The organism is Janibacter sp. FSL W8-0316, assembly GCF_038004165.1.
Taxonomy (GTDB): Bacteria; Actinomycetota; Actinomycetes; order Actinomycetales; family Dermatophilaceae; genus Janibacter; species Janibacter indicus.
Map to the genome: position 1 here is coordinate 2,937,176 of NZ_JBBOQX010000001.1, position 20,209 is coordinate 2,957,384.

22 protein-coding genes are annotated in these 20,209 nt (G+C 72.9%); 13 read left to right on the forward strand and 9 right to left on the reverse strand.

Annotation, left to right across the window (positions count from 1 at the left end; all coding sequences use genetic code 11):
- Nucleotides 1-5: 5 nt before the first annotated feature.
- The gene (locus NYE39_RS14490) at nucleotides 6-2,582 is read right to left on the reverse strand and encodes an AMP-binding protein (protein WP_341013074.1); all 2,577 of its coding nucleotides are present in this window, start codon (nucleotides 2,580-2,582) and stop codon (nucleotides 6-8) included.
- 61 nt (nucleotides 2,583-2,643) lie between these two features.
- On the opposite strand from NYE39_RS14490, the gene NYE39_RS14495 reads away from it, so the two are divergent.
- Nucleotides 2,644-3,198 carry a 4'-phosphopantetheinyl transferase family protein gene (locus NYE39_RS14495; protein ID WP_341013075.1) on the forward strand — a complete coding sequence of 185 codons (555 nt, stop codon included), beginning with the start codon at nucleotides 2,644-2,646 and terminating at the stop codon, nucleotides 3,196-3,198.
- On the opposite strand, the gene NYE39_RS14500 is transcribed toward NYE39_RS14495, so the two are convergent.
- Entirely contained in the window at nucleotides 3,174-4,181 is a 1,008-nt protein-coding gene (locus NYE39_RS14500) for a GNAT family N-acetyltransferase (protein WP_341013076.1), read from the reverse strand. The two genes, NYE39_RS14495 and NYE39_RS14500, sit on opposite strands and share 25 nt — an antisense overlap.
- Before the next feature lie 22 nt (nucleotides 4,182-4,203).
- On the opposite strand from NYE39_RS14500, the gene fdxA reads away from it, so the two are divergent.
- The 3 genes from fdxA (at nucleotide 4,204) to NYE39_RS14515 (ending at nucleotide 7,077) form a co-directional block, all read left to right on the forward strand.
- The gene (gene fdxA / locus NYE39_RS14505) at nucleotides 4,204-4,530 is read left to right on the forward strand and encodes a ferredoxin (protein WP_072626107.1); all 327 of its coding nucleotides are present in this window, start codon (nucleotides 4,204-4,206) and stop codon (nucleotides 4,528-4,530) included.
- A complete protein-coding gene (dapC, locus tag NYE39_RS14510; RefSeq protein WP_341013077.1) occupies nucleotides 4,527-5,699 on the forward strand; it encodes a succinyldiaminopimelate transaminase in 1,173 nt (390 codons plus the stop codon). Before fdxA ends, dapC begins: the two co-directional genes overlap by 4 nt.
- A 94-nt stretch (nucleotides 5,700-5,793) precedes the next feature.
- A complete protein-coding gene (locus NYE39_RS14515) occupies nucleotides 5,794-7,077 on the forward strand; it encodes a citrate synthase (RefSeq protein ID WP_072626108.1) in 1,284 nt (427 codons plus the stop codon).
- 99 nt (nucleotides 7,078-7,176) lie between these two features.
- On the opposite strand, the gene NYE39_RS14520 is transcribed toward NYE39_RS14515, so the two are convergent.
- Nucleotides 7,177-8,052 (reverse strand): hypothetical protein, encoded by an 876-nt coding sequence (locus NYE39_RS14520; protein WP_341013078.1) that lies wholly within the window; start codon nucleotides 8,050-8,052, stop codon nucleotides 7,177-7,179.
- Nucleotide 8,053: 1 nt separating this feature from the next.
- Nucleotides 8,054-8,986 (reverse strand): 2,3,4,5-tetrahydropyridine-2,6-dicarboxylate N-succinyltransferase, encoded by a 933-nt coding sequence (dapD, locus tag NYE39_RS14525; protein ID WP_341013079.1) that lies wholly within the window; start codon nucleotides 8,984-8,986, stop codon nucleotides 8,054-8,056.
- 116 nt (nucleotides 8,987-9,102) lie between these two features.
- On the opposite strand from dapD, the gene dapE reads away from it, so the two are divergent.
- The 6 genes from dapE to NYE39_RS14555 all read left to right on the forward strand — a co-directional run bounded on the left by dapE (nucleotide 9,103) and on the right by NYE39_RS14555 (nucleotide 13,289).
- Nucleotides 9,103-10,179, forward strand: a complete 1,077-nt coding sequence (dapE, locus tag NYE39_RS14530) for a succinyl-diaminopimelate desuccinylase (RefSeq protein WP_192911522.1) — start codon at nucleotides 9,103-9,105, stop codon at nucleotides 10,177-10,179.
- Between the two features lie 10 nt (nucleotides 10,180-10,189).
- Entirely contained in the window at nucleotides 10,190-10,972 is a 783-nt protein-coding gene (locus NYE39_RS14535; protein ID WP_072623871.1) for an LOG family protein, read from the forward strand.
- Nucleotides 10,973-10,974: 2 nt separating this feature from the next.
- Nucleotides 10,975-11,274, forward strand: coding sequence for a DivIVA domain-containing protein (locus tag NYE39_RS14540; protein ID WP_223277767.1), 300 nt, complete (start codon nucleotides 10,975-10,977; stop codon nucleotides 11,272-11,274).
- Nucleotides 11,252-12,490, forward strand: coding sequence for a hypothetical protein (locus NYE39_RS14545; RefSeq protein ID WP_341013080.1), 1,239 nt, complete (start codon nucleotides 11,252-11,254; stop codon nucleotides 12,488-12,490). The genes NYE39_RS14540 and NYE39_RS14545 overlap by 23 nt, the downstream gene beginning before the upstream one ends.
- A gap of 114 nt (nucleotides 12,491-12,604) precedes the next feature.
- The gene (locus NYE39_RS14550) at nucleotides 12,605-12,781 is read left to right on the forward strand and encodes a DUF3117 domain-containing protein (RefSeq protein WP_007923758.1); all 177 of its coding nucleotides are present in this window, start codon (nucleotides 12,605-12,607) and stop codon (nucleotides 12,779-12,781) included.
- A 115-nt stretch (nucleotides 12,782-12,896) separates the two neighbouring features.
- A complete protein-coding gene (locus NYE39_RS14555; protein ID WP_226282982.1) occupies nucleotides 12,897-13,289 on the forward strand; it encodes a hypothetical protein in 393 nt (130 codons plus the stop codon).
- A 21-nt stretch (nucleotides 13,290-13,310) separates the two neighbouring features.
- Here the strand turns inward: NYE39_RS14555 and NYE39_RS14560 are convergent, their stop codons facing one another.
- Nucleotides 13,311-13,943, reverse strand: a complete 633-nt coding sequence (locus NYE39_RS14560) for an O-methyltransferase (protein ID WP_072623875.1) — start codon at nucleotides 13,941-13,943, stop codon at nucleotides 13,311-13,313.
- Between the two features lie 68 nt (nucleotides 13,944-14,011).
- On the opposite strand from NYE39_RS14560, the gene sigE reads away from it, so the two are divergent.
- Genes sigE through NYE39_RS14575 form a run of 3 tightly spaced genes read left to right on the forward strand, consistent with a single transcriptional unit; the run spans nucleotide 14,012 to nucleotide 16,413 of the window.
- Nucleotides 14,012-14,638 carry an RNA polymerase sigma factor SigE gene (gene sigE, locus NYE39_RS14565; protein ID WP_192911523.1) on the forward strand — a complete coding sequence of 209 codons (627 nt, stop codon included), beginning with the start codon at nucleotides 14,012-14,014 and terminating at the stop codon, nucleotides 14,636-14,638.
- A gap of 36 nt (nucleotides 14,639-14,674) precedes the next feature.
- A complete protein-coding gene (locus tag NYE39_RS14570; RefSeq protein ID WP_341013081.1) occupies nucleotides 14,675-16,027 on the forward strand; it encodes a S1C family serine protease in 1,353 nt (450 codons plus the stop codon).
- 2 nt (nucleotides 16,028-16,029) lie between these two features.
- Nucleotides 16,030-16,413: a hypothetical protein gene (locus tag NYE39_RS14575; RefSeq protein WP_341013082.1), complete on the forward strand. Its 384-nt coding sequence runs from the start codon at nucleotides 16,030-16,032 to the stop codon at nucleotides 16,411-16,413.
- A 114-nt stretch (nucleotides 16,414-16,527) separates the two neighbouring features.
- On the opposite strand, the gene NYE39_RS14580 is transcribed toward NYE39_RS14575, so the two are convergent.
- From NYE39_RS14580 to NYE39_RS14595, 4 genes are all read right to left on the reverse strand, one after another.
- A complete protein-coding gene (locus tag NYE39_RS14580; protein WP_072623879.1) occupies nucleotides 16,528-17,673 on the reverse strand; it encodes an Mrp/NBP35 family ATP-binding protein in 1,146 nt (381 codons plus the stop codon).
- 110 nt (nucleotides 17,674-17,783) lie between these two features.
- Nucleotides 17,784-18,341: a DUF1003 domain-containing protein gene (locus NYE39_RS14585; RefSeq protein ID WP_192911526.1), complete on the reverse strand. Its 558-nt coding sequence runs from the start codon at nucleotides 18,339-18,341 to the stop codon at nucleotides 17,784-17,786.
- Entirely contained in the window at nucleotides 18,334-19,608 is a 1,275-nt protein-coding gene (locus tag NYE39_RS14590) for a magnesium transporter MgtE N-terminal domain-containing protein (RefSeq protein WP_192911527.1), read from the reverse strand. Before NYE39_RS14590 ends, NYE39_RS14585 begins: the two co-directional genes overlap by 8 nt.
- Before the next feature lie 36 nt (nucleotides 19,609-19,644).
- Nucleotides 19,645-20,157, reverse strand: a complete 513-nt coding sequence (locus NYE39_RS14595) for a hypothetical protein (protein ID WP_341013083.1) — start codon at nucleotides 20,155-20,157, stop codon at nucleotides 19,645-19,647.
- Nucleotides 20,158-20,209: the final 52 nt, after the last annotated feature.

Genomic DNA, 20,209 nt, shown 5'->3' on the forward strand with positions numbered 1-20,209 from the left:
ATCGTTCAGGCGGTCTCGGCCCGGGGGCCGGTCGGTGCGGGGGCGGGACGGCGGTCCCGGGTGGCCAGGTCGGCCAGGGCGTGCGTCGGGCGCTGCAGCAGCCACCACAGCACGACCCCGAGGACGAGGGACCCGGCCAGGGCGAGCCACGGGTCGTCCACGACCCGGAAGACCTGCCACTGGACGAGGTAGATGTGCAGCGACGCGGCCGCGACGAGCCCGAGCGGCAGGGCGAGGGGGCGCGGGAGCGGCACGCGCGGGACGAGGCCGAGGACGGCGATCGCGACGAGCACCGTCAGGCCGCGGCTGGGCTCGACGAAGAAGCCCCACATGCCGACGGCGGTGAGCGCCAGGGTCGCCGCGCGCTGGCGGTGGGTGCGGGCGGCGCCGAGGGCCATGCCCAGGGCGAAGAGCCACAGGACGGACCCGGGCAGGCCACGCGTCGCGCCGGTCGACTCCGGGACGAGGATCCACCGGGGCACCAGGGCGACCGCGGCCAGGGCCATGCTCCACGCCCACGGGTGGCGCACGTGGAGCCGCCCGAGCGCGGGCACGGAGACGAGCGCGAGGGCGAGCACGCTGCAGGCGAGCAGGGCCTCGATGAACCACAGGTTGATCCGGGCGCCCCACTCGACCTCGCCCACGAGCCAGTTGACGAGCAGCACGTTCTCCCAGCCGTAGCCCGAGGCGGTGACCAGCCCGAAGAGGGCGACCGCCATCGACGGCACCGCGAAGGTCGCGATCGAGCGCAGGCCGCGTCGGCGCCGCTCCGCGGGCCGCGGGTCGTCGAGGGTGAATTTGGTGAGCGACCAGCCGGCGAGGGCGAGGAGGGTGTGCGCGCCGCCGGGGACGGAGATGATCCCGAGGTGGCTGGCGCAGATCGCCAGGGCGGCGAGAGCGCGCACGACGACGGGTGTCTCGGCCCAGCGCACGACGCGTCCGGGGGTGCCGGCCTGCGCCGCGAGACGACGAAGGGGGACCCGGTGCCAGCCGTCGGGGAGGGGCCCGAGGGCCCGCTCGAGGGCGACCGAGGTCTGCACGAGGCTGTAGGAGTCCCCGCCCAGCTCGGCGAAGGAGCGGTCCGGGTCGACGTCCTCGCGCCGCAGGGCGGCGGCGACGACGGCGACGGTGGCGGCGAGCTGGTCGCCGGAGGGCAGGGGGTCGCCGGTCGTCGCCGCGAGCGCGCGCTCGCGGCACGCGGCCCGGTCGGTCTTGCCGTTGGGCAGCCGGGGCAGCTCGGCGACGGTGTCGACGATGACGGCCCCGGGGGCGAGGCCGGCGGCCCGGACCGCCCGCTCGCGGACCGAGCGGACGAGGTGGGGGTTGCCCCCTTCGTCGGTGACGAGGGTGACGAGGAGGTGGCGGGCGTCGGCGGTGACGACCACCTCGTGACCGGCATCCGCGAGCGCGTCGGCGACGCGGCCGAGGTCGATGCGCAGGCCGAGGACCTTGGCGATGTCGTCGCGGCGGCCGACGATGCGCACGCGGCCGTCGTCCAGCCGCCCGAGGTCGCCGGTGCGCAGCTCGGCGACCATGCGGCCGAGGGCGAGCTCGTCGGGGTGCTCGGCGTAGCCGAGCATGACGCCGGGGCCGGTGAAGACGAGCTCGCCGACCTCGTCGCTCCCGCCCGGGACGTCGTGGTCCAGGCGGAAGGCCGAGGCGGCGACGGCCCGCCCGACCGCGTCCGGGTGCTCGAGGACCTCGGCGCCGCGCTGGATCGCCATCCGGGCGGTCGCCTCGGTCTGGCCGTACATCACCGCGAGCTCCCAGCCCTGGCGCCGGCCGAGCACCGCGAGCTCGCGCACCCGCTCGGCGCCGAGCGCGCCGCCGGCCTGGGTCACGAGGCGCAGCCCGGGCGTCCCGGCGCGCAGGCGCGCGTCGACGAGGTCGAAGGTGTGCGGCACCCCCGCGAGGACGGTGACGCGGTGCTCGGCGTGCAGCCGCCAGAACTCGTCGTCGGTCACCGAGCGCTCGGTGACGACGATGCCGCCGCCGGCGAGGAGCGCGCTGTGCAGGACGGACAGGCCGTAGCAGTAGTGGAGGGGGAGCGAGGTGATCGCGCGGTCGTCCGCGCGCAGGCCCAGGCCCTCGGCGATGGCGGCGGCGTTGCTCGTGAGGTTGTCGTGCGAGAGGCGCACGAGCTTGGGGCTGCCGGTGCTGCCGGAGGTCGACAGCAGCAGCGCGAGGTCGGGGTGCAGCAGGTGCTGGGGATCGGTCGAGAGGGCCTCGATGCGCTCGCCGACGAGCCGCACGTCCGGGGCGAAGCGCTCGGTGACCGACTCCGCGCCCGGTCCGGTGACGAGCCCGACGTGACCGGCGGCGAGCACCGCCAGGTGGGCCACGACACCCGGGACGTCGCGCGTCGGGTGGAGGTGGACCAGGCGACGACCGGTCGCCGCGTCGGGCAGGCGCTCCGCGAGCGCCCCGACCCGTGCCGCCAGGTCGGCGTGCGTCAGCACCCGGTCGCCGTCGAGGAGCGCGGGACGGGTCGACCCGGGGTGGACGAAGGGGGCGGTCCCCCGGCCCGGGACGCGCTCGGGAGCCGGGCGGGCCACCTCCGTGAGCGTCGCCGTGGGAGTCATGTTGGTGTGCCTATCCTTAGTAGCTAGGGCGAGAGTACAACCGTTGACGTCAGGACCTCACATGGACAACCACGTCGTGGACGTCTGGTGGTCGGACCTGCGGGCGATGGACCTGGCGCTCCTGCCGCTGCTCGACCCGGTCGAGGCGGCACGGGCCGCGGGCATCGCCGGCTCGGCCGACCTCGGGCGCTTCGTCGTCGGGGCGTGGCTGCTGCGGGTCGCAGTGGGGGCCGCGACGGGGACCGACCCCCGCTCGGTCGCCGTCGAGCGGACCTGCACCGACTGCGGCGGGCCGCACGGGCGGCCGCTCGTGCACGGCACGCACGTGAGCGTCGCGCACGCCGGGCCGCTCGTCCTCGTCGCCACCGCTGCGGTGCCGGTCGGTGTCGACGTCGAGTCGCTCCGGCGCGGAGGGGACGTCGCCGGGTGGGTCGTCGAGGAGGCGACCTTCAAGGCCACGGGGGCGCGCTCGTCAGCCGGCGTCCGGGTCGTCGATCTCGAGGTCCCGGTGCCGGGCTACCGGGCGGCGCTCGCCGTGGCCGGCGCCGACGTCACCCTCGTCACGCACGGGCCGTCGGAGTCGGCCGCCGCTCAGCGCAGCGCGAGGTGGACGTAGTCGTGGTGGGTCGTCATGCCCAGCCCGCGGTAGAGGTGCTGGGCGGGCGCGTTGTCCGGCTCGACCTGCAGGTAGGTCAGGCTCGCGCCGGCGGCGGCCGCGATCCGGAGCGCCTCGACGGTCAGCCACCGGCCGATGCCGCGCCCGCGGTGCGCGGGGGAGACGTGCAGGCCGAAGACGCCGGCCCACCCGTCGCTCAGTGCCACGCGCACGACGCCGGCGGTGCTCCCTTCGTCGTCGTGGGCGGTGAGGAAGACCTGGTGGCGGGGCAGAGCGAGGATCTCCCGGGCCGCGTCGCGGTGCTCGAGGACCCGCGGCGAGCTGCCGGCGAGCCACGCATCGTCGACGTGGTCGCGGCACTCCGCGGTGATGCCCGCGGGCGCGGGGACGGGCGCGTCGAGCAGGGTGTCCGTCCACCCCGTGAGCACCTCGGCGACGGTGCGCTCGCGGTAGCCGCGGTCGAGGAGCAGCCGGCCGAGGGCGTCGTCCGCGGTGCCGGCACCGGCCGGCCGGGGGAGCATGACGAGCGGAGGGAGGTCGCGCTCGGCGTACCAGGCCTCGACGGCGTCGACGGCCTGGGGGAGCGGCCTGCCGGGATCGCCCACGGGCAGAGCGGAGTTGGAGCGTCCGGTCCACCCGCGGCCGGCGCGGAGGAGCCATCCCCGGCCGTCCTCGCCGAGCCAGGACTCCTCGATCGCCGGCTGTCCCCGGGTCATGATCAGGTGCAGGTCCTCGACGCCGATGGCCCGGTGCGGGGCGCCGCGCCGCACCGGCTTCGGGGGGATGACCCGGGCGGCGACGACGCGGTCGCGGGCCACGGTGACCTCCCCGGTGCGGGTGGCGATGCGCAGGTGCGTGGCGTCGATGCCGACGAGCTCGCCGACGGTGTCGGTCAGCGTCGGGCCGGACGGCGGGGGAGGGGCGATCCGGGAACGGACCGCCACGCGAGAGCCCACGGTGAGACCCGGCGGCAGACCACTCATGGGGCGACATAGTATGGGGCGCATGACGTACGTGATCGCGCAGCCTTGTGTCGACCTCAAGGACAAGGCCTGCATCGAGGAATGCCCCGTCGACTGCATCTACGAGGGCAAGCGCAGTCTGTACATCCACCCGGACGAGTGCGTCGACTGCGGTGCCTGCGAGCCGGTGTGCCCCGTCGAGGCCATCTACTACGAGGACGACACCCCCGAGGAGTGGGCCGACTACTACAAGGCCAACGTCGAGTTCTTCGACGACCTCGGCAGCCCGGGCGGCGCCGCGAAGATGGGCATGATCGACAAGGACCACCCGATCATCGCCGCGCTTCCCCCGCAGGAGCACGACGAGTGACTGTCGGCTCGCTGCCTGACTTCCCCTGGGACTCGCTCGCTCCTGCCAAGGAGCGGGCGAGCTCCTTTGTCTCGCCCGACCCCGCGCAGGGCGAGGGCATCGTCGACCTGTCGGTCGGCACCCCCGTCGACTCCACGCCCGAGGTCGTCCAGCAGGCGCTGCGCGATGCCTCCGACGCGCCCGGCTACCCGCAGACCTGGGGCACACCCGACCTGCGCGAGGGCATCGCGCAGTGGTTCGCCCGCCGTCGCGGTGCACCGGGCGTCGACCCCGCCGGCGTGCTGCCGACCGTGGGCTCCAAGGAGCTCGTCGCGTGGCTGCCGACCCTCCTCGGCCTGACCGCCGGCGACACCGTCGCCTTCCCCCGGGTCGCCTACCCGACCTACGACGTCGGCGCCCGGATCGCGGGGGCCACCCCCTTCGCCGCCGATGCCACGACCGCCTTCGGTCCGACGACCCCGGCCAGCGCGCCGAAGCTGCTGTGGCTCAACACCCCGAGCAACCCGACGGGCAAGGTCCTGGGCGTCGAGCACCTGGCCAAGGTCGTCGCCTGGGCGCGTGAGCGCGGCGTCGTCGTCGCCTCCGACGAGTGCTATGCCGAGCTGGACTGGCGCACCGAGGAGGCGCGTGGCGAGGGCTACGACAGCCTGCCGACGACGCCGTCGATCCTCGACCCGCGCGTCACCGGTGGCTCCCACGAGGGCCTGCTCGCCGTCTACTCGACCTCCAAGCAGTCCAACCTCGCGGGCTACCGCGCGGCCTTCGTCGCCGGTGACCCCACCCTCGTGGGGCGGCTGCTCGAGGTGCGCAAGCACGCGGGCATGATCGTGCCGTGGCCGGTCCAGCGGGCGCTGCTCGCGGCCGTCGGCGACGACGCGCACGTCGCGGCCCAGCGGGAGATCTACCGGGCCCGCCGCGAGGTGCTGCGCCCGGCGCTCGAGGGCTTCGGCCTGCGCATCGACGACTCCGAGGCGGGCCTGTACCTCTGGGCGAGCGCGGGGGAGCCGAGCCGGGTGACCGTCGACCGGCTCGCGCAGCGCGGCATCCTCGTCGCGCCGGGCGACTTCTACGGCGCGGCCGGCGAGCAGCACGTGCGGGTCGCCCTCACGGCGACCGACCAACGCATCGCGATGGCGGCGGCCCGGCTGGCCGCCGGACCCGCATCGTGACCCAGCACACCGCTGGGGTAGTTTCAGTGATGACATCGCATGCCCGGGGCCACCGCCCCTGCGGCACGGCACGACCGAAGGGCTGATGACCTCCATGACCGATGACGCCACCTTCTCCGCCGCGGGCAAGGACCTGACGTTCCCCCTCGTCAAGGCCTCCGAGGGCAATGACGGCTACAACATCTCCACGCTGATGAAGGAGACGGGCAACACCACGCTCGACGTGGGCTTCGTCAACACCGCCTCCTGCAAGAGCGACATCACCTACATCGACGGTGACGCCGGGATCCTGCGCTACCGCGGCTACCCGATCGACCAGCTGGCGAGCAAGTCGACCTTCACCGAGGTCGCCTACCTGCTGATCTACGGCGAGCTGCCGACGGCCGACCAGCTCGGCGACTTCGAGGAGCGCATCTCGCGCCACACGATGCTCCACGAGGACCTCAAGGCCTTCTTCAACGGCTTCCCGCGCGACGCGCACCCGATGCCGGTCCTGTCCTCGGCCGTCTCCGCGCTGGGCACCTTCTACCAGGACAGCCTCGACCCCTTCGACCCGGAGCACGTCGAGATCTCGACGATCCGCCTCCTGGCGAAGTTGCCGACGATCGCCGCCTACGCGCACAAGAAGAGCGTCGGGCAGCCCTTCCTCTACCCGGACAACTCGCTGAGCCTGACGGAGAACTTCCTCCGGATGACCTTCGGCTTCCCGGCCGAGCCCTACGACCTCGACCCCGAGATCGTGCGCGCGCTCGACCAGCTCTTCATCCTGCACGCCGACCACGAGCAGAACTGCTCGACGTCGACGGTGCGCCTCGTCGGGTCGGCCCACGCCAACCTCTTCAACTCCGTCTCCGCGGGCATCCACGCCCTCTCCGGCCCGCTGCACGGCGGCGCCAACCAGGCGGTCCTGGAGATGCTCCAGCAGATCCAGGCCTCCGACGACGGCGCCGAGACCTTCATGAAGAAGGTCAAGAACAAGGAGGACGGCGTCCGCCTCATGGGCTTCGGCCACCGCGTCTACAAGAGCTACGACCCGCGCGCGGCGATCGTCAAGGACACCGCGCACACCATCCTCGAGAAGATGGGCGGCGACGAGCAGCTCGAGATCGCCATGAAGCTCGAGGAGATCGCGCTGGCCGACGACTACTTCGTCGAGCGCAAGCTCTACCCCAACGTGGACTTCTACACCGGCCTGATCTACACGGCCATGGGCTTCCAGCCGAAGATGTTCACCGTCCTCTTCGCCATCGGTCGCCTCCCGGGCTGGATCGCCCAGTGGCGCGAGATGATCGAGGACAAGGACACCAAGATCGGCCGTCCGCGCCAGATCTACACCGGCCCGACCGAGCGTGACTACGTGGGCATCGAGGGCCGCTGACCCCACCCGCAGCACGTGAGTTCGACCCCCTTCGTCCATCCGGGCGGAGGGGGTCGCTGCGTGCCGGGCCCGCAACGGCGGGCGAAGGGGAAGGTCCGCTCAGCCGTCGTGGAGGGTGACGACGACGCGGGTGTCCTCGATCGGCTCGTCGGCGTCGCGCCACTGCATCGCGTCGTCCCCGGAGCCACGGACCCACTCGCGGTTGCCGACCTGCACCCGCACGACGTTGCGGGCCTTGGCCTGGCCGACGGACCACGAGCCGACCGCCCACGCGTGGCGGGAGTCCGCGGCGGTGATGCTGATCGTCTGGCCGTCGGCGGTGCCGGAGTGCCCGGTCTCCTCATCGAGCGCCGCGACGAAGCGGTCGGGTCGGCCGGCGGCCGTGGGTCCGTCGAGGCGGCAGACGAAGCCTTCGGGGGAGTGGCCGCTCAGGGCGGAGGCGATCGCCCGGCCCTCGTGCTCGTGGTCGGCGTAGGCCTCGGGGTAGCCGCTGCGCTGGACCTCCTGGGCGATCTCGGTGATGACCATCTGCTGCCACCCGTCGACCTTGATCAGGGCGTCGTAGAAGGCATTGGTCGCGTAGACCGGCTCCTGCAGCTGCTCGGCGGTGCCCCAGCCCTGGCTCGGCCGCTGCTGGAAGAGGCCGACGGAGTCGCGGTCGCCGTAGGAGAGGTTGCGCAGCTTCGACTCCTGGATCGCCGTGGCGATGCCGATGGTGCCGGCGCGGGCGGGCAGGCCACGCTTGACCCCCAGGAGCACGATCGTGCTCGCGTGGTGCATCTGGTCGGGCGCGAAGGTCACCGTCTCGCCGAGGGCGGTCGCGCTGCACTGCTCGCCGAGGAAGAGGCCGATCCGGTCGCGGGCGTACCAGGCGCCGACCCCGACGACGAGCGCGAGCACGCACACGAGCGCGACGACCCCGGACCAGCGCGGTCCGGAGTCGTCGGGCAGCGGTGGGTGCTCGGCCCTGGGCACGTCAGTCGTTGGCGTGGAGCGCGTCGTTGAGCGCGATGCCGTCACCCGTGCGGTCGCGGGCCTCGACGGTGCCGGTCACGGAGTTGCGCACGAAGAGCAGGCCGCTGCGGCCGGAGAGCTCGGCCGCCTTGACGACGGCGCCGTCGGGCAGCGTGACCTTGGTCCCCGCGGTCACGTAGAGGCCGGCCTCGACGACGCAGTCGTCGCCCAGGGCGATGCCCACGCCGGCCTCGGCGCCGACGAGGCAGCGCTCGCCGATGGAGACCCGCTCGGTGCCGCCGCCGGAGAGGGTGCCCATGGTCGACGCGCCGCCGCCGATGTCGGAGCCGTCGCCGACGACGACGCCCTGGCTGATGCGGCCCTCGACCATCGAGGTGCCGAGGGTGCCGGCGTTGAAGTTGACGAAGCCCTCGTGCATGACGGTCGTGCCGGAGGCGAGGTGGGCGCCGAGGCGGACCCGGTCGGCGTCGCCGATGCGCACGCCGGAGGGGGTCACGTAGTCGGTGAGGCGGGGGAACTTGTCGATGCTCGTCACCTGGACCGGGCCGCGGGCGCGCAGCCGGGCGCGGGTGGTCTCGAAGCCCTCGACCGCGCACGGGCCGTGGTTGGTCCACACGACATTGCTCAGCTGGCCGAAGAGGCCGTCGAGGTTGATCGAGTTGGGCTGGACGAGCCGGTGCGAGAGCAGGTGCAGGCGCAGGTAGGCGTCGGAGGCGCCCTCTGGGGCGGCGTCGAGGTCGATGGCGACGGTGACGACCTCGGTGCGCACGCCGCGGGCCTCGTCCTCGCCCGCCAGCGCGAGCAGCTCCTCGGGGACCTGGGTCGCCTCGGGGGCCTCGCCGAGGGCGGGCTGCGGGTACCAGGTGTCGAGGACCGTGCCCTCGGTCGTCACGGTGGCCACTCCGTGGCCCCAGGCTGCGCGCGTCGTCGTCATGGGCCGAATCCTACGAAACGGCGTGGGGGTTGGGTCGATGTGTCCGGGTGCGTTGGGGCTCCCCCCGTACATCGACCCAGCGGGGGAGCGGGCGCGGGCGGTCGTAGGGTGGCGGCATGCCGACCCTGGACCTGACCGCCGACGTCGTGACCCTCACCCAGCAGCTGTGCGACATCGAGTCCGTGAGCCACGACGAGGCGGCCATCGCCGACGCGATCGAGGCGGCGCTACGCCCCCTTCGTCATCTCGAGGTGGTCCGGCGGGGCAACACCGTCATCGCGCGCACCGACTTCGGACGGGACGAGCGGGTGGTCCTCGCGGGGCACATCGACACGGTGCCGCTCACGAGCGACCCGGCCAACCTGCCGACCCGGCGCGAGCAGGTCGGGGGCGTCGACGTGCTCTGGGGGCGCGGCACCGTCGACATGAAGGGTGGGGTCGCCGTCCAGCTCAAGGCGGCGCTGGTCGAGGAGCCGAGCCGCGACATCACCTTCCTCTTCTACGAGGCCGAGGAGGTCGACGCGGTCTACAACGGCCTGCAGCTGCTCGCCGAGTCCGACCCCGACCTGCTGGCGGCCGACTTCGCGGTCCTGCTCGAGCCGACCAACGCGGCCGTCGAGGGCGGGTGCAAGGGCACGATGCGCGTCGAGGTGGTCACCAAGGGCATCGCCGCCCACTCCGCCCGCCCGTGGAACGGCCACAACGCCATCCACGACGCCCACGAGGTCCTCGCCGCCCTGGCCGCCCACGAGGAGCAGACGGTGACGGTCGACGGGCTCGACTACCACGAGGCGCTGCAGGCGGTCGGCATCAGCGGCGGCATCGCCGGCAACGTCATCCCCGACAGCTGCAGCGTCCTGATCAACTACCGCTTCAGCCCGGACAAGGACACCGAGGCGGCGCTCGCCTACGTCCAGACCGTGCTGCCCGGCCGCGAGCTGCACCTGCGTGACGTCGCCGAGGGGGCCAGGCCGGGGCTCGACCTGCCGGCGGCACAGGCCTTCGTCGCGGCCCTCGACGTGCCCGTGGGCCCCAAGGAGGGCTGGACCGACGTGGCCCGCTTCTCCGCGCTGGGCATCCCGGCGGTCAACTTCGGTCCCGGCGACCCCAACCTCGCCCACCACGACGAGGAGCGCTGCCCGGTCGAGCAGATCGAGACCGCGGAGGCGGCCGTCCTGCGGTGGCTCGCGTAGGGTCGCTGACGTGACTGATCAGGGGAAGCAGCCGGCGTCCGACCGCTGGTACCACAAGGGCCCGGTCCTCATGCGCGGCCGCCAGGTGCCCAAGTCCACGACCGACCAGCGACTGCTCGACGACCGCGGCCACGCCGACTGGCTGCACACCGACCCGTGGCGGGTGCTGCGCATCCAGGCCGAGTTCGTCGAGGGCTTCGGTGCGCTCGCCGAGCTCGGACCGGCCGTGAGCATCTTCGGCAGCGCCCGCACCCCGGTCGACTCGCCGCGCTACGCCCAGGGCATCGAGCTCGGCCGCCTCGTCGCCGAGGCCGGCTACGCCGTCATCACCGGCGGCGGTCCGGGCGCGATGGAGGCGGCCAACCGCGGGGCCAGGGAGGCCGGCGGCACGAGCGTCGGTCTGGGGATCGAGCTGCCCTTCGAGGCGGGCCTGAACCCCTACTGCGACCTCGGCATCAACTTCCGCTACTTCTTCGCCCGCAAGACGATGTTCGTCAAGTACAGCGAGGGCTTCGTCGTCCTGCCTGGAGGCTTCGGCACGCTCGACGAGGTCTTCGAGGCGGTCACCCTCGCCCAGACGGGCAAGGTGACGAGCTTCCCGATCGTGCTCATCGGCACCGACTACTGGCAGGGCCTGATCGACTGGCTGCGTGACTCGGTGCTCGAGGGCGGCATGATCAGCCCCGACGACATCGACCGTCTCTACGTCACCGACGACCTCGTCGACGCCGTCGAGTACCTCAAGGCGGAGTCCGAGCGGGTGCGGCCCGAGACCGCCAAGCAGCCGGAGTAGCCGTGGTCTGGATCTTCTTCGTCCTCGTCGCACTGCTCGTCGTCGTCGCCATCGCCGCGGCGGTCACCGGGCGGATCACCCCGGACCCGATGGCCGAGGCGGTCTCGTCCGCGCCCGACCCGGGCCTGCCGTCGGGTGACTTCCGGGCCGAGGACGTCGACGCCGTCCGCTTCGACACTGCGCTGCGCGGCTACCGCATGGACCAGGTCGACGACGTCCTCGACCGGCTGCAGCAGCGCATCGCCGAGCTCGAGTCGGCGCGCGAGGCAGCCCGCACCGATGACGGCGCGCACCACGACTGAGGCCGCGCTGGCCCACCCGGTCCGCTCGCTCCTGGCGATCTACGCACTCTCGCGTCTCGTCGCCGTCCTGGGGCTGTGGGTCGCGGCCCGCTGGTACCAGACGCCGGCGGGGGTCGGGCACCTCGAGCCGGGGCTGGCCGACATGTTCCGCCTGTGGGACACGCAGTGGTACCACCGGATCGTCACCGAGGGCTACCCGGTCCCGCTGACCGCCGACCCCGAGACCGGCGAGATCACCTACAGCGCCTGGGCCTTTTTCCCGCTCTTCCCGGCGCTCGTCCGGCTGGTCATGTACTCCGGCATCGGCTTCACCGCGTCGGCGGTGGCCCTCAACCTCGTCCTCGGCGGCGCCGCGACCCTCCTCGTGTGGAAGGTCCTGAGCTTCCCCGGTCATGCCGACAGCCAGCCCGCCCGGGAGCGGCTCGCCTTCGTCGCCGCCGCCCTGTGGTGCTTCTACCCGGCGACCGGCGTCATGGTGCTGCCCTACACCGAAGCCCTGGCCGCCGTCCTCATCGCCGCCGCGCTGCTCATGCTCATGCGCGGCCGTTACCTCGTGGTGGCCGGCATCGCGCTGCTCCTCGGCTTCACCCGCGGGGTCGCGGCGCCGCTGGGCGTGGCCGTGCTCGCCCACCTGTGGCTGCGCTGGCGCGATGATCGCGAGGCGGGGGTCACCCCCTTCGGCCACGACCGGCTGCGGATCGCGACCATGCTCCTTGCCACCGGACTGTCGGGCATCGCCTGGCCGCTCACCGTCGGCTGGCTCTCCGGGCTGCCCGACGCCTTCTTCCGGGTGCAGGCGGCGTGGGGGCAGCGCCCCGACGAGGGGCCCTTCGTCCTGTGGTTCAGCTGGGCCTGGGAGCAGCGCGGCCTGCTCGCCGTCGTCGTCATGGTCTCGCTCGTCGGGACCTACATCGCGCTCGTCCTCGGCCGGCACGGACGCTGGATCCCGCTCGAGGTGCGCATGTGGGCGCTGGCCTACCCGCTGTACCTCTTCGCGGTGGTGCGGCCGATCACGAGCATGTGGCGCTTCCTCCTGCTCGACTTCCCGATCGCGGCCCTCCTGGCGTCGGTCGTCATGCGCACCTCGACGGGCGGTCGGGTCGTCCCGCACTGGCGCCGCCGCGCCGTCGTCGTGCTCGGTGTCCTCGTCATCGGGGTGCTCACGTGGTCGTGCGCGCTGCTGCCCTACGTGCCCTGGCACGTCACGCCGCCGTGACCCACGGCGATTAGGCCGAGCGCGCTCCACAGGTGGATAATGGGGGCCAGCGTCGGCGCGACTGCGCCGCTCGACCGGTGAGGCACCGGTCGGTGTTGATCGAAGGGAACGCACATGGCGGCAATGAAGCCACGCACGGGGGATGGTCCTCTCGAGGTCGTCAAGGAGGGTCGCGGCATCGTCCTGCGCATGCCCCTGGAGGGCGGTGGGCGTCTCGTCGTCGAGATGAAGCCCGACGAGGTCCTCGCCCTGGGTGAGGCCATCGACAACTGCGAGGGTCTGCAGAAGTAACGCCGGTACGTGAGCCCCCGGACGCACTGCGTCCGGGGGCTCCGTCGTGCGTGGACGCCCGGATGATGACACGCACCTGTCGGCCGCCGGACTCACTGGCTACGGTGCCCGGACCATGTCGACTTGGCTCCGAGCCCACGAGGGGACCCACATGAACGCCGGATACGGACTCGCCGTCCGCTGGTCGCTGACCGATGCGCCGGGTGACGTCGCCGAGCAGTTGAGGGAGTACGTCGTCGGCACCTCGATGGCCAACTTCATGTTCCTCGACGGGTTGGCCTTCAAGACATGGCGGATGCGCGAGGGCGAGTGGTTCGAGGGCACCTATGTCTTCGACGCCGCCAAGGACCGGGACGACTTCTGCGAGGAGTTCACCGCGAGCGCGACCGAGTCGGCTGGCTCGCGGATCATCGGCTCGGCGCCGATCGAGATCACGCCCTTCGAGGTCGTCGCCATCGCCGAGGGGCCGGCGCAGTTCCGCCGCGGCCCCGGGCCCGGCAGCCTCTGACGCGCCCGGCCCCCGGCCGGATCAGCGCTTGACGGCGGCGAACATGCCGTCGCCCACCGGCAGCAGGCTCGGGACGAGCCGCTCGTCGTCGCGCAGCTGTTTGCCCAGGTTGCGCAGCAGCACGGTCGTCGCGTCCCGCGCGGCGGGGTCGGCCACCTTGTCGTGCCAGAGCATGTTGTCCATCGCGAGGACGCCGCCGGGGCGCAGCAGCCGGATCGCGTGCTCGACATAGGTCGGGTAGCCCTCCTTGTCGGCGTCGATGTGGACCAGGTCGTAGGACGCGTCGTTCATCCGCGGCAGCACGTCGACGGCGCGACCGGTGATGACCCGGGTGCGCTGGGGGGCGATGCCGGCGGCGGCGAAGGAGCGCTTGGCCCGCAACGCGTGCTCCGGCTCGATCTCGATCGAGGTGAGCACCCCGTCGGCGGGCATCCCGGCGAGCAGCCACAGGCCGGAGGTGCCGGCGCCGGTGCCCACCTCGACGACGTGCCGGGCCCCGCTGGCCGCGGCGAGCAGGCGAAGGGCGGCGCCTCCGCCCGTACCGATCGGCACCGCCCCGAGCTCGGTCCCGGTGCGACGTGCGGCCTCGAAGCTCTCGTCCTCGGGGACGAACTGCTCGGCGTAGGCATGGCTGTTGAGCTGGGCGGCGGTCATGGGAGTCCACCCTAGTCGCGAGTGGGCCGTCACAGACTTCCTTCAGGTTGGGGGGTGAGCATGGTCGGGTGACCAGCAGCACCGACGCCCGAGAGCTTCCGGAGCAGGAGTGGGCCCCGCCCTCCTGGGCCGAGATCGTCGAGGAGCACAGTGCCCGCGTCTACCGGCTGGCCTACCGGCTCACCGGCAACGTGCACGACGCCGAGGACCTCACACATGACGTCTTCGTGCGCGTCTTCCGCTCGCTCGACGGCTACACCCCCGGCACCTTCGAGGGGTGGCTGCACCGCATCACGACCAACCTCTTCCTCGACAGGGCCCGGCGCAAGCAGCGCATCCGCTTCGACGCGCTGACCGACGAGTTCGCGGCGCTGCTGCACAGCGGCACCGCCACGCCCGAGCAGGTCGTCCTCGAGCACCACCTCGACGCCGACATCCAACGCGCCCTCGACGCCCTGCCCCCGCAGTTCCGCGCGGCCGTCGTCCTGTGCGACATCGAGGGGCTGACCTACGAGGAGGTGGCGGACGCCCTCGGCATCAAGCTCGGCACCGTCCGCTCGCGGATCCACCGCGGGCGATCGCTGCTGCGCGAGAGCCTGAGCCACCGCGCCCCGTCCCCGTCCACCCGCACCGAGAGCCGCCGGCGGGGCGGCTCCGGCTTCCCGCTCGCCCGTCCGGTGACCGGCACCCTGTGAGTCGGCAGCCCCGGCGACAAGGCATGATCTACAGACATGAGCTCTCCGCACCACGGTGAGGGGCCGCGTCCGCAGGACCCGCCCACCGAGCCGACTCAGCCGGTGCCCGCCGCCCCCGAGCCGCGGGCGGCGGCGAGCGCCGACGAGCAGCCCGGCGCATCGCACACGCAGCCGATGCCGCGGAGTCCCTACCTCCCCTTCGCCAGCCTGGGCGGTGACCAGCCGCAGGCCCCGAGCCCGCAGCCCTACCCGGCTCACCAGCAGGCCGGGCAGCACCTCGCCCCGGCGCAGCCCGAGCGCCCTCGGCGCGGTCCCGGCTGGGGCGGCGCGCTGGCGCTGGCCCTCGTCGCCGCGCTCGTCGCCGGCGGGGTCGGCGGACTCGTCGGTGGCATGGCGGACGACGACGGGGGCGGCCCGACGATCGTCCAGCGCGTCGGTGGCAGTGCCGAGCGGCCCGACGGGTCGGTCGCCGCGATCGCCGCCGACGCGGTGCCCAGCGTGGTCACCGTCCGGGTGAGTGGTGGCGGTGGCGCCGGCACCGGCTCGGGCTGGGTCTACGACGACCGCGGGCACATCGTCACCAACCACCACGTCGTCGATGCCGCCGGCGACGACGGTCGCGTGAGCATCGAGCTCACCGACGGCAGCCGCCGCGACGCCAAGGTCGTCGGCAAGGACTCCTCCTACGACCTGGCCGTGCTCAAGGTCGACCCGACCGACCTGGACCCGCTCGACATCGGCCGCTCCGGTGACGTCGCCGTCGGCGACGAGGTCGTGGCCGTCGGCTCCCCGCTCGGGCTCGGCTCGACGGTCACCGCAGGCATCGTCTCGGCGCTCGAGCGGCCGGTGACGGCCGGCGAGGCGGGCGACGAGTCCTTCATCTCCGCTGTCCAGACCGACGCGGCGATCAACCCCGGCAACTCCGGCGGCCCCCTGCTCAACGGCGACGGCGACGTCATCGGCGTCAACACCGCGATCGCGCAGGTGCCGGGTCAGCAGCAGGCGAGCGGCTCGATCGGGGTGGGCTTCGCGATCCCGTCCGACGTCGTCGTGCGCACCGTCGACCAGCTCATCGCCACCGGCCGCGCGCAGCACCCGATCATCGGCGTCAGCCTCGACCGGCGCTGGGACGGCGAGGGCGCCAAGGTCCTCGAGGACGATGCCGCGCAGGGCGGCCGTGCCGTGGTCCCCGACGGGCCGGCCGACAAGGCCGGTATCGAGGCCGGCGACGTCATCACCGAGCTCGACGGACGCCGCATCACCGACCTCGACCAGCTGATCACTCGCATCCGGGCCAAGGCGGTGGGGGACAAGGTCACCCTGACGATCCGGCGTGACGGCAAGGAGCGGGAGCTGACCATGACGCTCGAAGCGGCCGAGGAGAGCTGACGATGCCCGTCCACGGGACCGAGTTCCTCGTCCTCATCGTCCTCGCCTTCATCATCCTGGGTCCCAAGCAGCTGCCCGAGTACGCCGCCAAGCTGGCGCGCTTCGTCGTCAGGGCGCGGCGGATGGCCAACGACGCCAAGGTTCAGCTCAAGGAGCAGATGGGGCCGGAGTACGACGACCTCGACTGGCGTCAGTACGACCCCCGGCAGTACGACCCGCGGCGGATCGTCAAGCAGGCGCTGCTCGAGCCGCTCGACGACGCCTTCAGCATCGACGACACGCCGGCGGGCAGCGCGGCGTCGCGAGCGAGCACCGCTGCGGCCGAGCCCGAGTCCTCCGTGTCGGCTGCGCCCGCCGGGACCCCCTGGGACCGCGAGGCCACCTGAGCCCTGACCATGACGAAGGGGGGCGAGGAGAGTGATCTCCTCGCCCCCCTTCGTCATGGTGCGGGTGGGAGGTACCCGTGACCGCCTATCCGGTCGGTGCCACCTCAACCCCTGTCAGCGACCAGTGGGCGTGAGGCCGAGGCTGCGGCCGGCCAGGCCGCGCGAGCGGGTCGCCAGGCCGCGGGCGATGCCGCGCAGGGCGACGGCGGCGGGGCCGTCGGGGTTGGAGATGACGGCCGGGTCGCCGTGGTCGGAGCCCTCGCGCAGCGAGACGTCGAGCGGGATCTGCCCGAGCAGCGGGACGTCGGCGCCGACGGTGCGGCTCAGCGAGTCGGCGACGGTCTGACCGCCACCGGAGCCGAAGAGCTCCTGGCGCGAGCCGTCGGGAAGCTCGAGCCACGACATGTTCTCGATGACGCCGACGAGCCGCTGGTGTGTCTGCATGGCGATCGACCCGGCCCGCTCGGCGACCTCGGCCGCAGCCTGCTGCGGGGTGGTCACGACGAGGATCTCGCTGTTGGGGATCAGCTGGGCGATGGAGATCGCGATGTCACCGGTGCCCGGGGGCAGATCGAGCAGCAGCACGTCGAGGTCGCCCCAGAAGACGTCACCGAGGAACTGCTGCAGCGCGCGGTGGAGCATCGGGCCGCGCCAGACGACCGGCTGGTTGCCGGGGACGAACATGCCGATCGAGATGACCTTCACGTCCGAGGCGATCGGCGGCAGGATCATGTCGTCGACCTGGGTCGGCGGGTGCGTCACGCCGAGCATGCGCGGGATGGAGAAGCCGTAGATGTCGGCGTCGACGACACCGACCTTGAGGCCCTCGGCGGCCAGGGCCGCGGCGAGGTTGGCGGTGATCGACGACTTGCCGACGCCGCCCTTGCCCGAGGCGATGGCGTAGACGCGAGTCAGGGAGCCGGGCTTGGCGAAGGGGATCTCCTTCTCGGCCTGGCCACCACGCAGGTGCGTCTTGAGCTCGGCGCGCTGCTCGTCCGTCATCACGCCGAGGGTCACCTTGACGTCGGTGACACCCTCGATCGCCGCCAGCGCCTTGGTCGTGTCGGTCGTCAGCGTGTCCTTCATCGGGCACCCGGAGACGGTGAGCAGGATGGTCGCCGTGGCGAGGCCGTCGGCGTCGACCGCGGCGGTCTCGACCATGCCGAGCTCGGTGATCGGACGACGGATCTCGGGGTCGATGACCGTGCTCAGCGCCTCGCGCAGCTGCTCATCGGTGATCGTGGGGTGCGAAGAAGCCATTGCCCCATCGTAGATCGCCCGGGAGTGTGGCCCGCGCCGCACCCGGCCAAGGAGGAGCGGGCGGCGAAGGGAGCGGAGCCGGGAGACGGGGCAGGGTCTCCGGGAGCAGGTCAGGGAGAGAGCGGCTTGGGCTCGGCGACGTCGTCGCCGGACTCCTCGCGCTGGCGCACCTCGAGCCCCTTGGTCTCCAGCTCCTCGAGCAGGTCGCGTAGCTCGCTGCGGATGAAGTCGCGGGTCGCGGCGTCGCGCAGGGCCAGCCGCAGTGCGGCGACCTCGCGGGTGAGGTACTCGGTGTCGGCGAGGGCCCGCTCTGCCTGGACGCGGTCCTGCTCCAGGGCGACCCGGTCGCGGTCGTCCTGCCGGTTCTGCGCGAGCAGGATCAGCGGCGCGGCGTAGGAGGCCTGCAGCGAGAGGATGAGCGTGAGCAGGGTGTAGTTGAGTGCCCGCGGGTCGAACTGCGCCGACTCGGGGGCGAAGGTGTTCCACGCGAGCCAGACGGCGACGAAGACCGTCATCCAGATGAGGAAGCGCGGCGTGCCCATGAAGCGCGCGAACTTCTCCGAGATGACGCCGAAGGCCTCCGTCGAGAAGCTCGACGGCTTGCGGATCAGCTGGCGCCGCACCTCCTGGGGGGTGTCGACGCGGGTCGTGGTGCGGCGGTCACTCATCGGTCACCTCGTGGCGCTCCTCGCGCCAGTCCTCGGGGAGGATGTGGTCGAGCACGTCGTCGACCGTGACGACGCCGAGCAGGTGCTCGTCCTCGTCGACGACCGGCGCGGAGATGAGGTTGTAGGTCGCGAGCGTGCGCGTCACCTGCCCCAGCGGTGCCTCCGGGCGAAGGGGGTCGATCGCCTTGTCGATGTAGCGCCCGATGCTCTCGTGGGGTGGCTCGCGCAGCAGTCGCTGGATGTGGATCATGCCGAGGTACTTGCCCGTCGGGGTCTCGAGCGGCGGGCGGCAGACGTAGACGGTCGCGGCCAGGGCGGCGGTGATCTCCTCGCGCCGCACGACGGCGAGCGCCTCGGCGACGGTGTCCTCGGGCGCGAGCACGACGGGGTCGGTCGTCATGAGACCACCCGCGGTGTTCTCGTCGTAGCTGAGCAGTCGACGCAGCGGCTCGGCGTCGTCCGGTTTCATCAGCTGCAGCAGCGTCTCGGCGCGCTCGGGCGGCAGCGCGGAGAGCAGGTCGGCGGCGTCGTCGGGGTCCATCGCCTCGAGGACGTCGGCGGCCCGCGCCTGGGTGAGCAGCCCGACGATCTCGGCCTGGTCGTCGTCGCCGAGCTCCTGGAGGATGTCGGCCAGACGGTCGTTGTCGAGGGCGGCGATGACGGCCTCGCGACGCTCGGGGGCCAGGTCGGCGACGACCTCGGCGAGGTCGGCGACCTTGAGGTCCTCGACCGACTCGAGCAACTTGACGGCGGAGTGCTGGGCGGCGCTCACCGAGGCCGACAGGCCGGTGACGTCCTCCACCGGCACGGTGAAGGTCTCCCCCCTTCGCCGCACGAGGAGGCCACGGCGGGACTGGCGCCCACCGCGGACGAAGACCTTGGTGACGAACCAGCTGCGGTTGGCGGACTGCTCGACGCCGATGTCCTCGACGGTGGCCTCGACCTCGCCGTCGTCGGTGCGCACGGTGACCGGCCGCTCGAGCAGGTCGGCCAGGACGAGCGTCTCGGTGGCCCGCTGCTCGAAGCGGCGCATGTTGACCAGACCGGTCGTGATGACCTGGCCGCCCTCGACCGAGGTCACCCGCGTCATCGGCACGAAGACGCGTCGCCGGCCGGGGACCTCGACGACCAGGCCGATGACCCGCGGGCGGCGGGCGGGGGAGAAGGTGACCACGACGTCGCGGACCCGGCCGACCTGGTCGCCGAGCGGGTCGAAGACGTTGAGGCTCGCCAGGCGGGCGACGAAGAACCGGGTGGGAGCACTCACGCCTGACAGCGTAACCGCGGGCGGCGAGCGTCCCGGTCAGCCTCGGGTGCCGCGCCCGCCGAGGTGCCACGGGCGGCGCACCCGGGTGGCGGCGGCGCCGGCGGTGGTCCGCTCCGCGACGCGCGCCCCGCCCTCGGGACCGGGGCTGCCGGGGGCCTGCACCGGTGTGCCGAAGGGGGAGAGGAGCCAGAGCGTGGCGCTCTCGCGCCAGCGGTCGACGAGGTCGCCGGGCGCGTTGAGCCGCTCCGCGAGCAGCGCAGCGGCGGCGGGCTCCCACCACGGGTTGCCGACGGCGATCGACTGCGCCCGGGCGCGCAGGGTGAGCAGCCGGCCACCGTCGCCCTTGCTGCGCAGGACGAGCTCGACCTGCTCGGGGAGGGGCCCGAGATCGGCCTCGGGGCCGCCGGAGACGAGGAGTACCTGACCGGCGAGCTGGTCCTCGCCCGTGGCGAACCACGTGAGCCGCTCGCGCCCGCCCGCGCGCAGCCACAGCACGTCGGACTTCGACAGCGCCTCGGTCGTCAGGGCGGAGAGGTTGACCTCGCTCATGGCCGCAGCCTAGGTGCGTGCCCGGGTGTCGGTCGTCATATCGGCCCGCCCG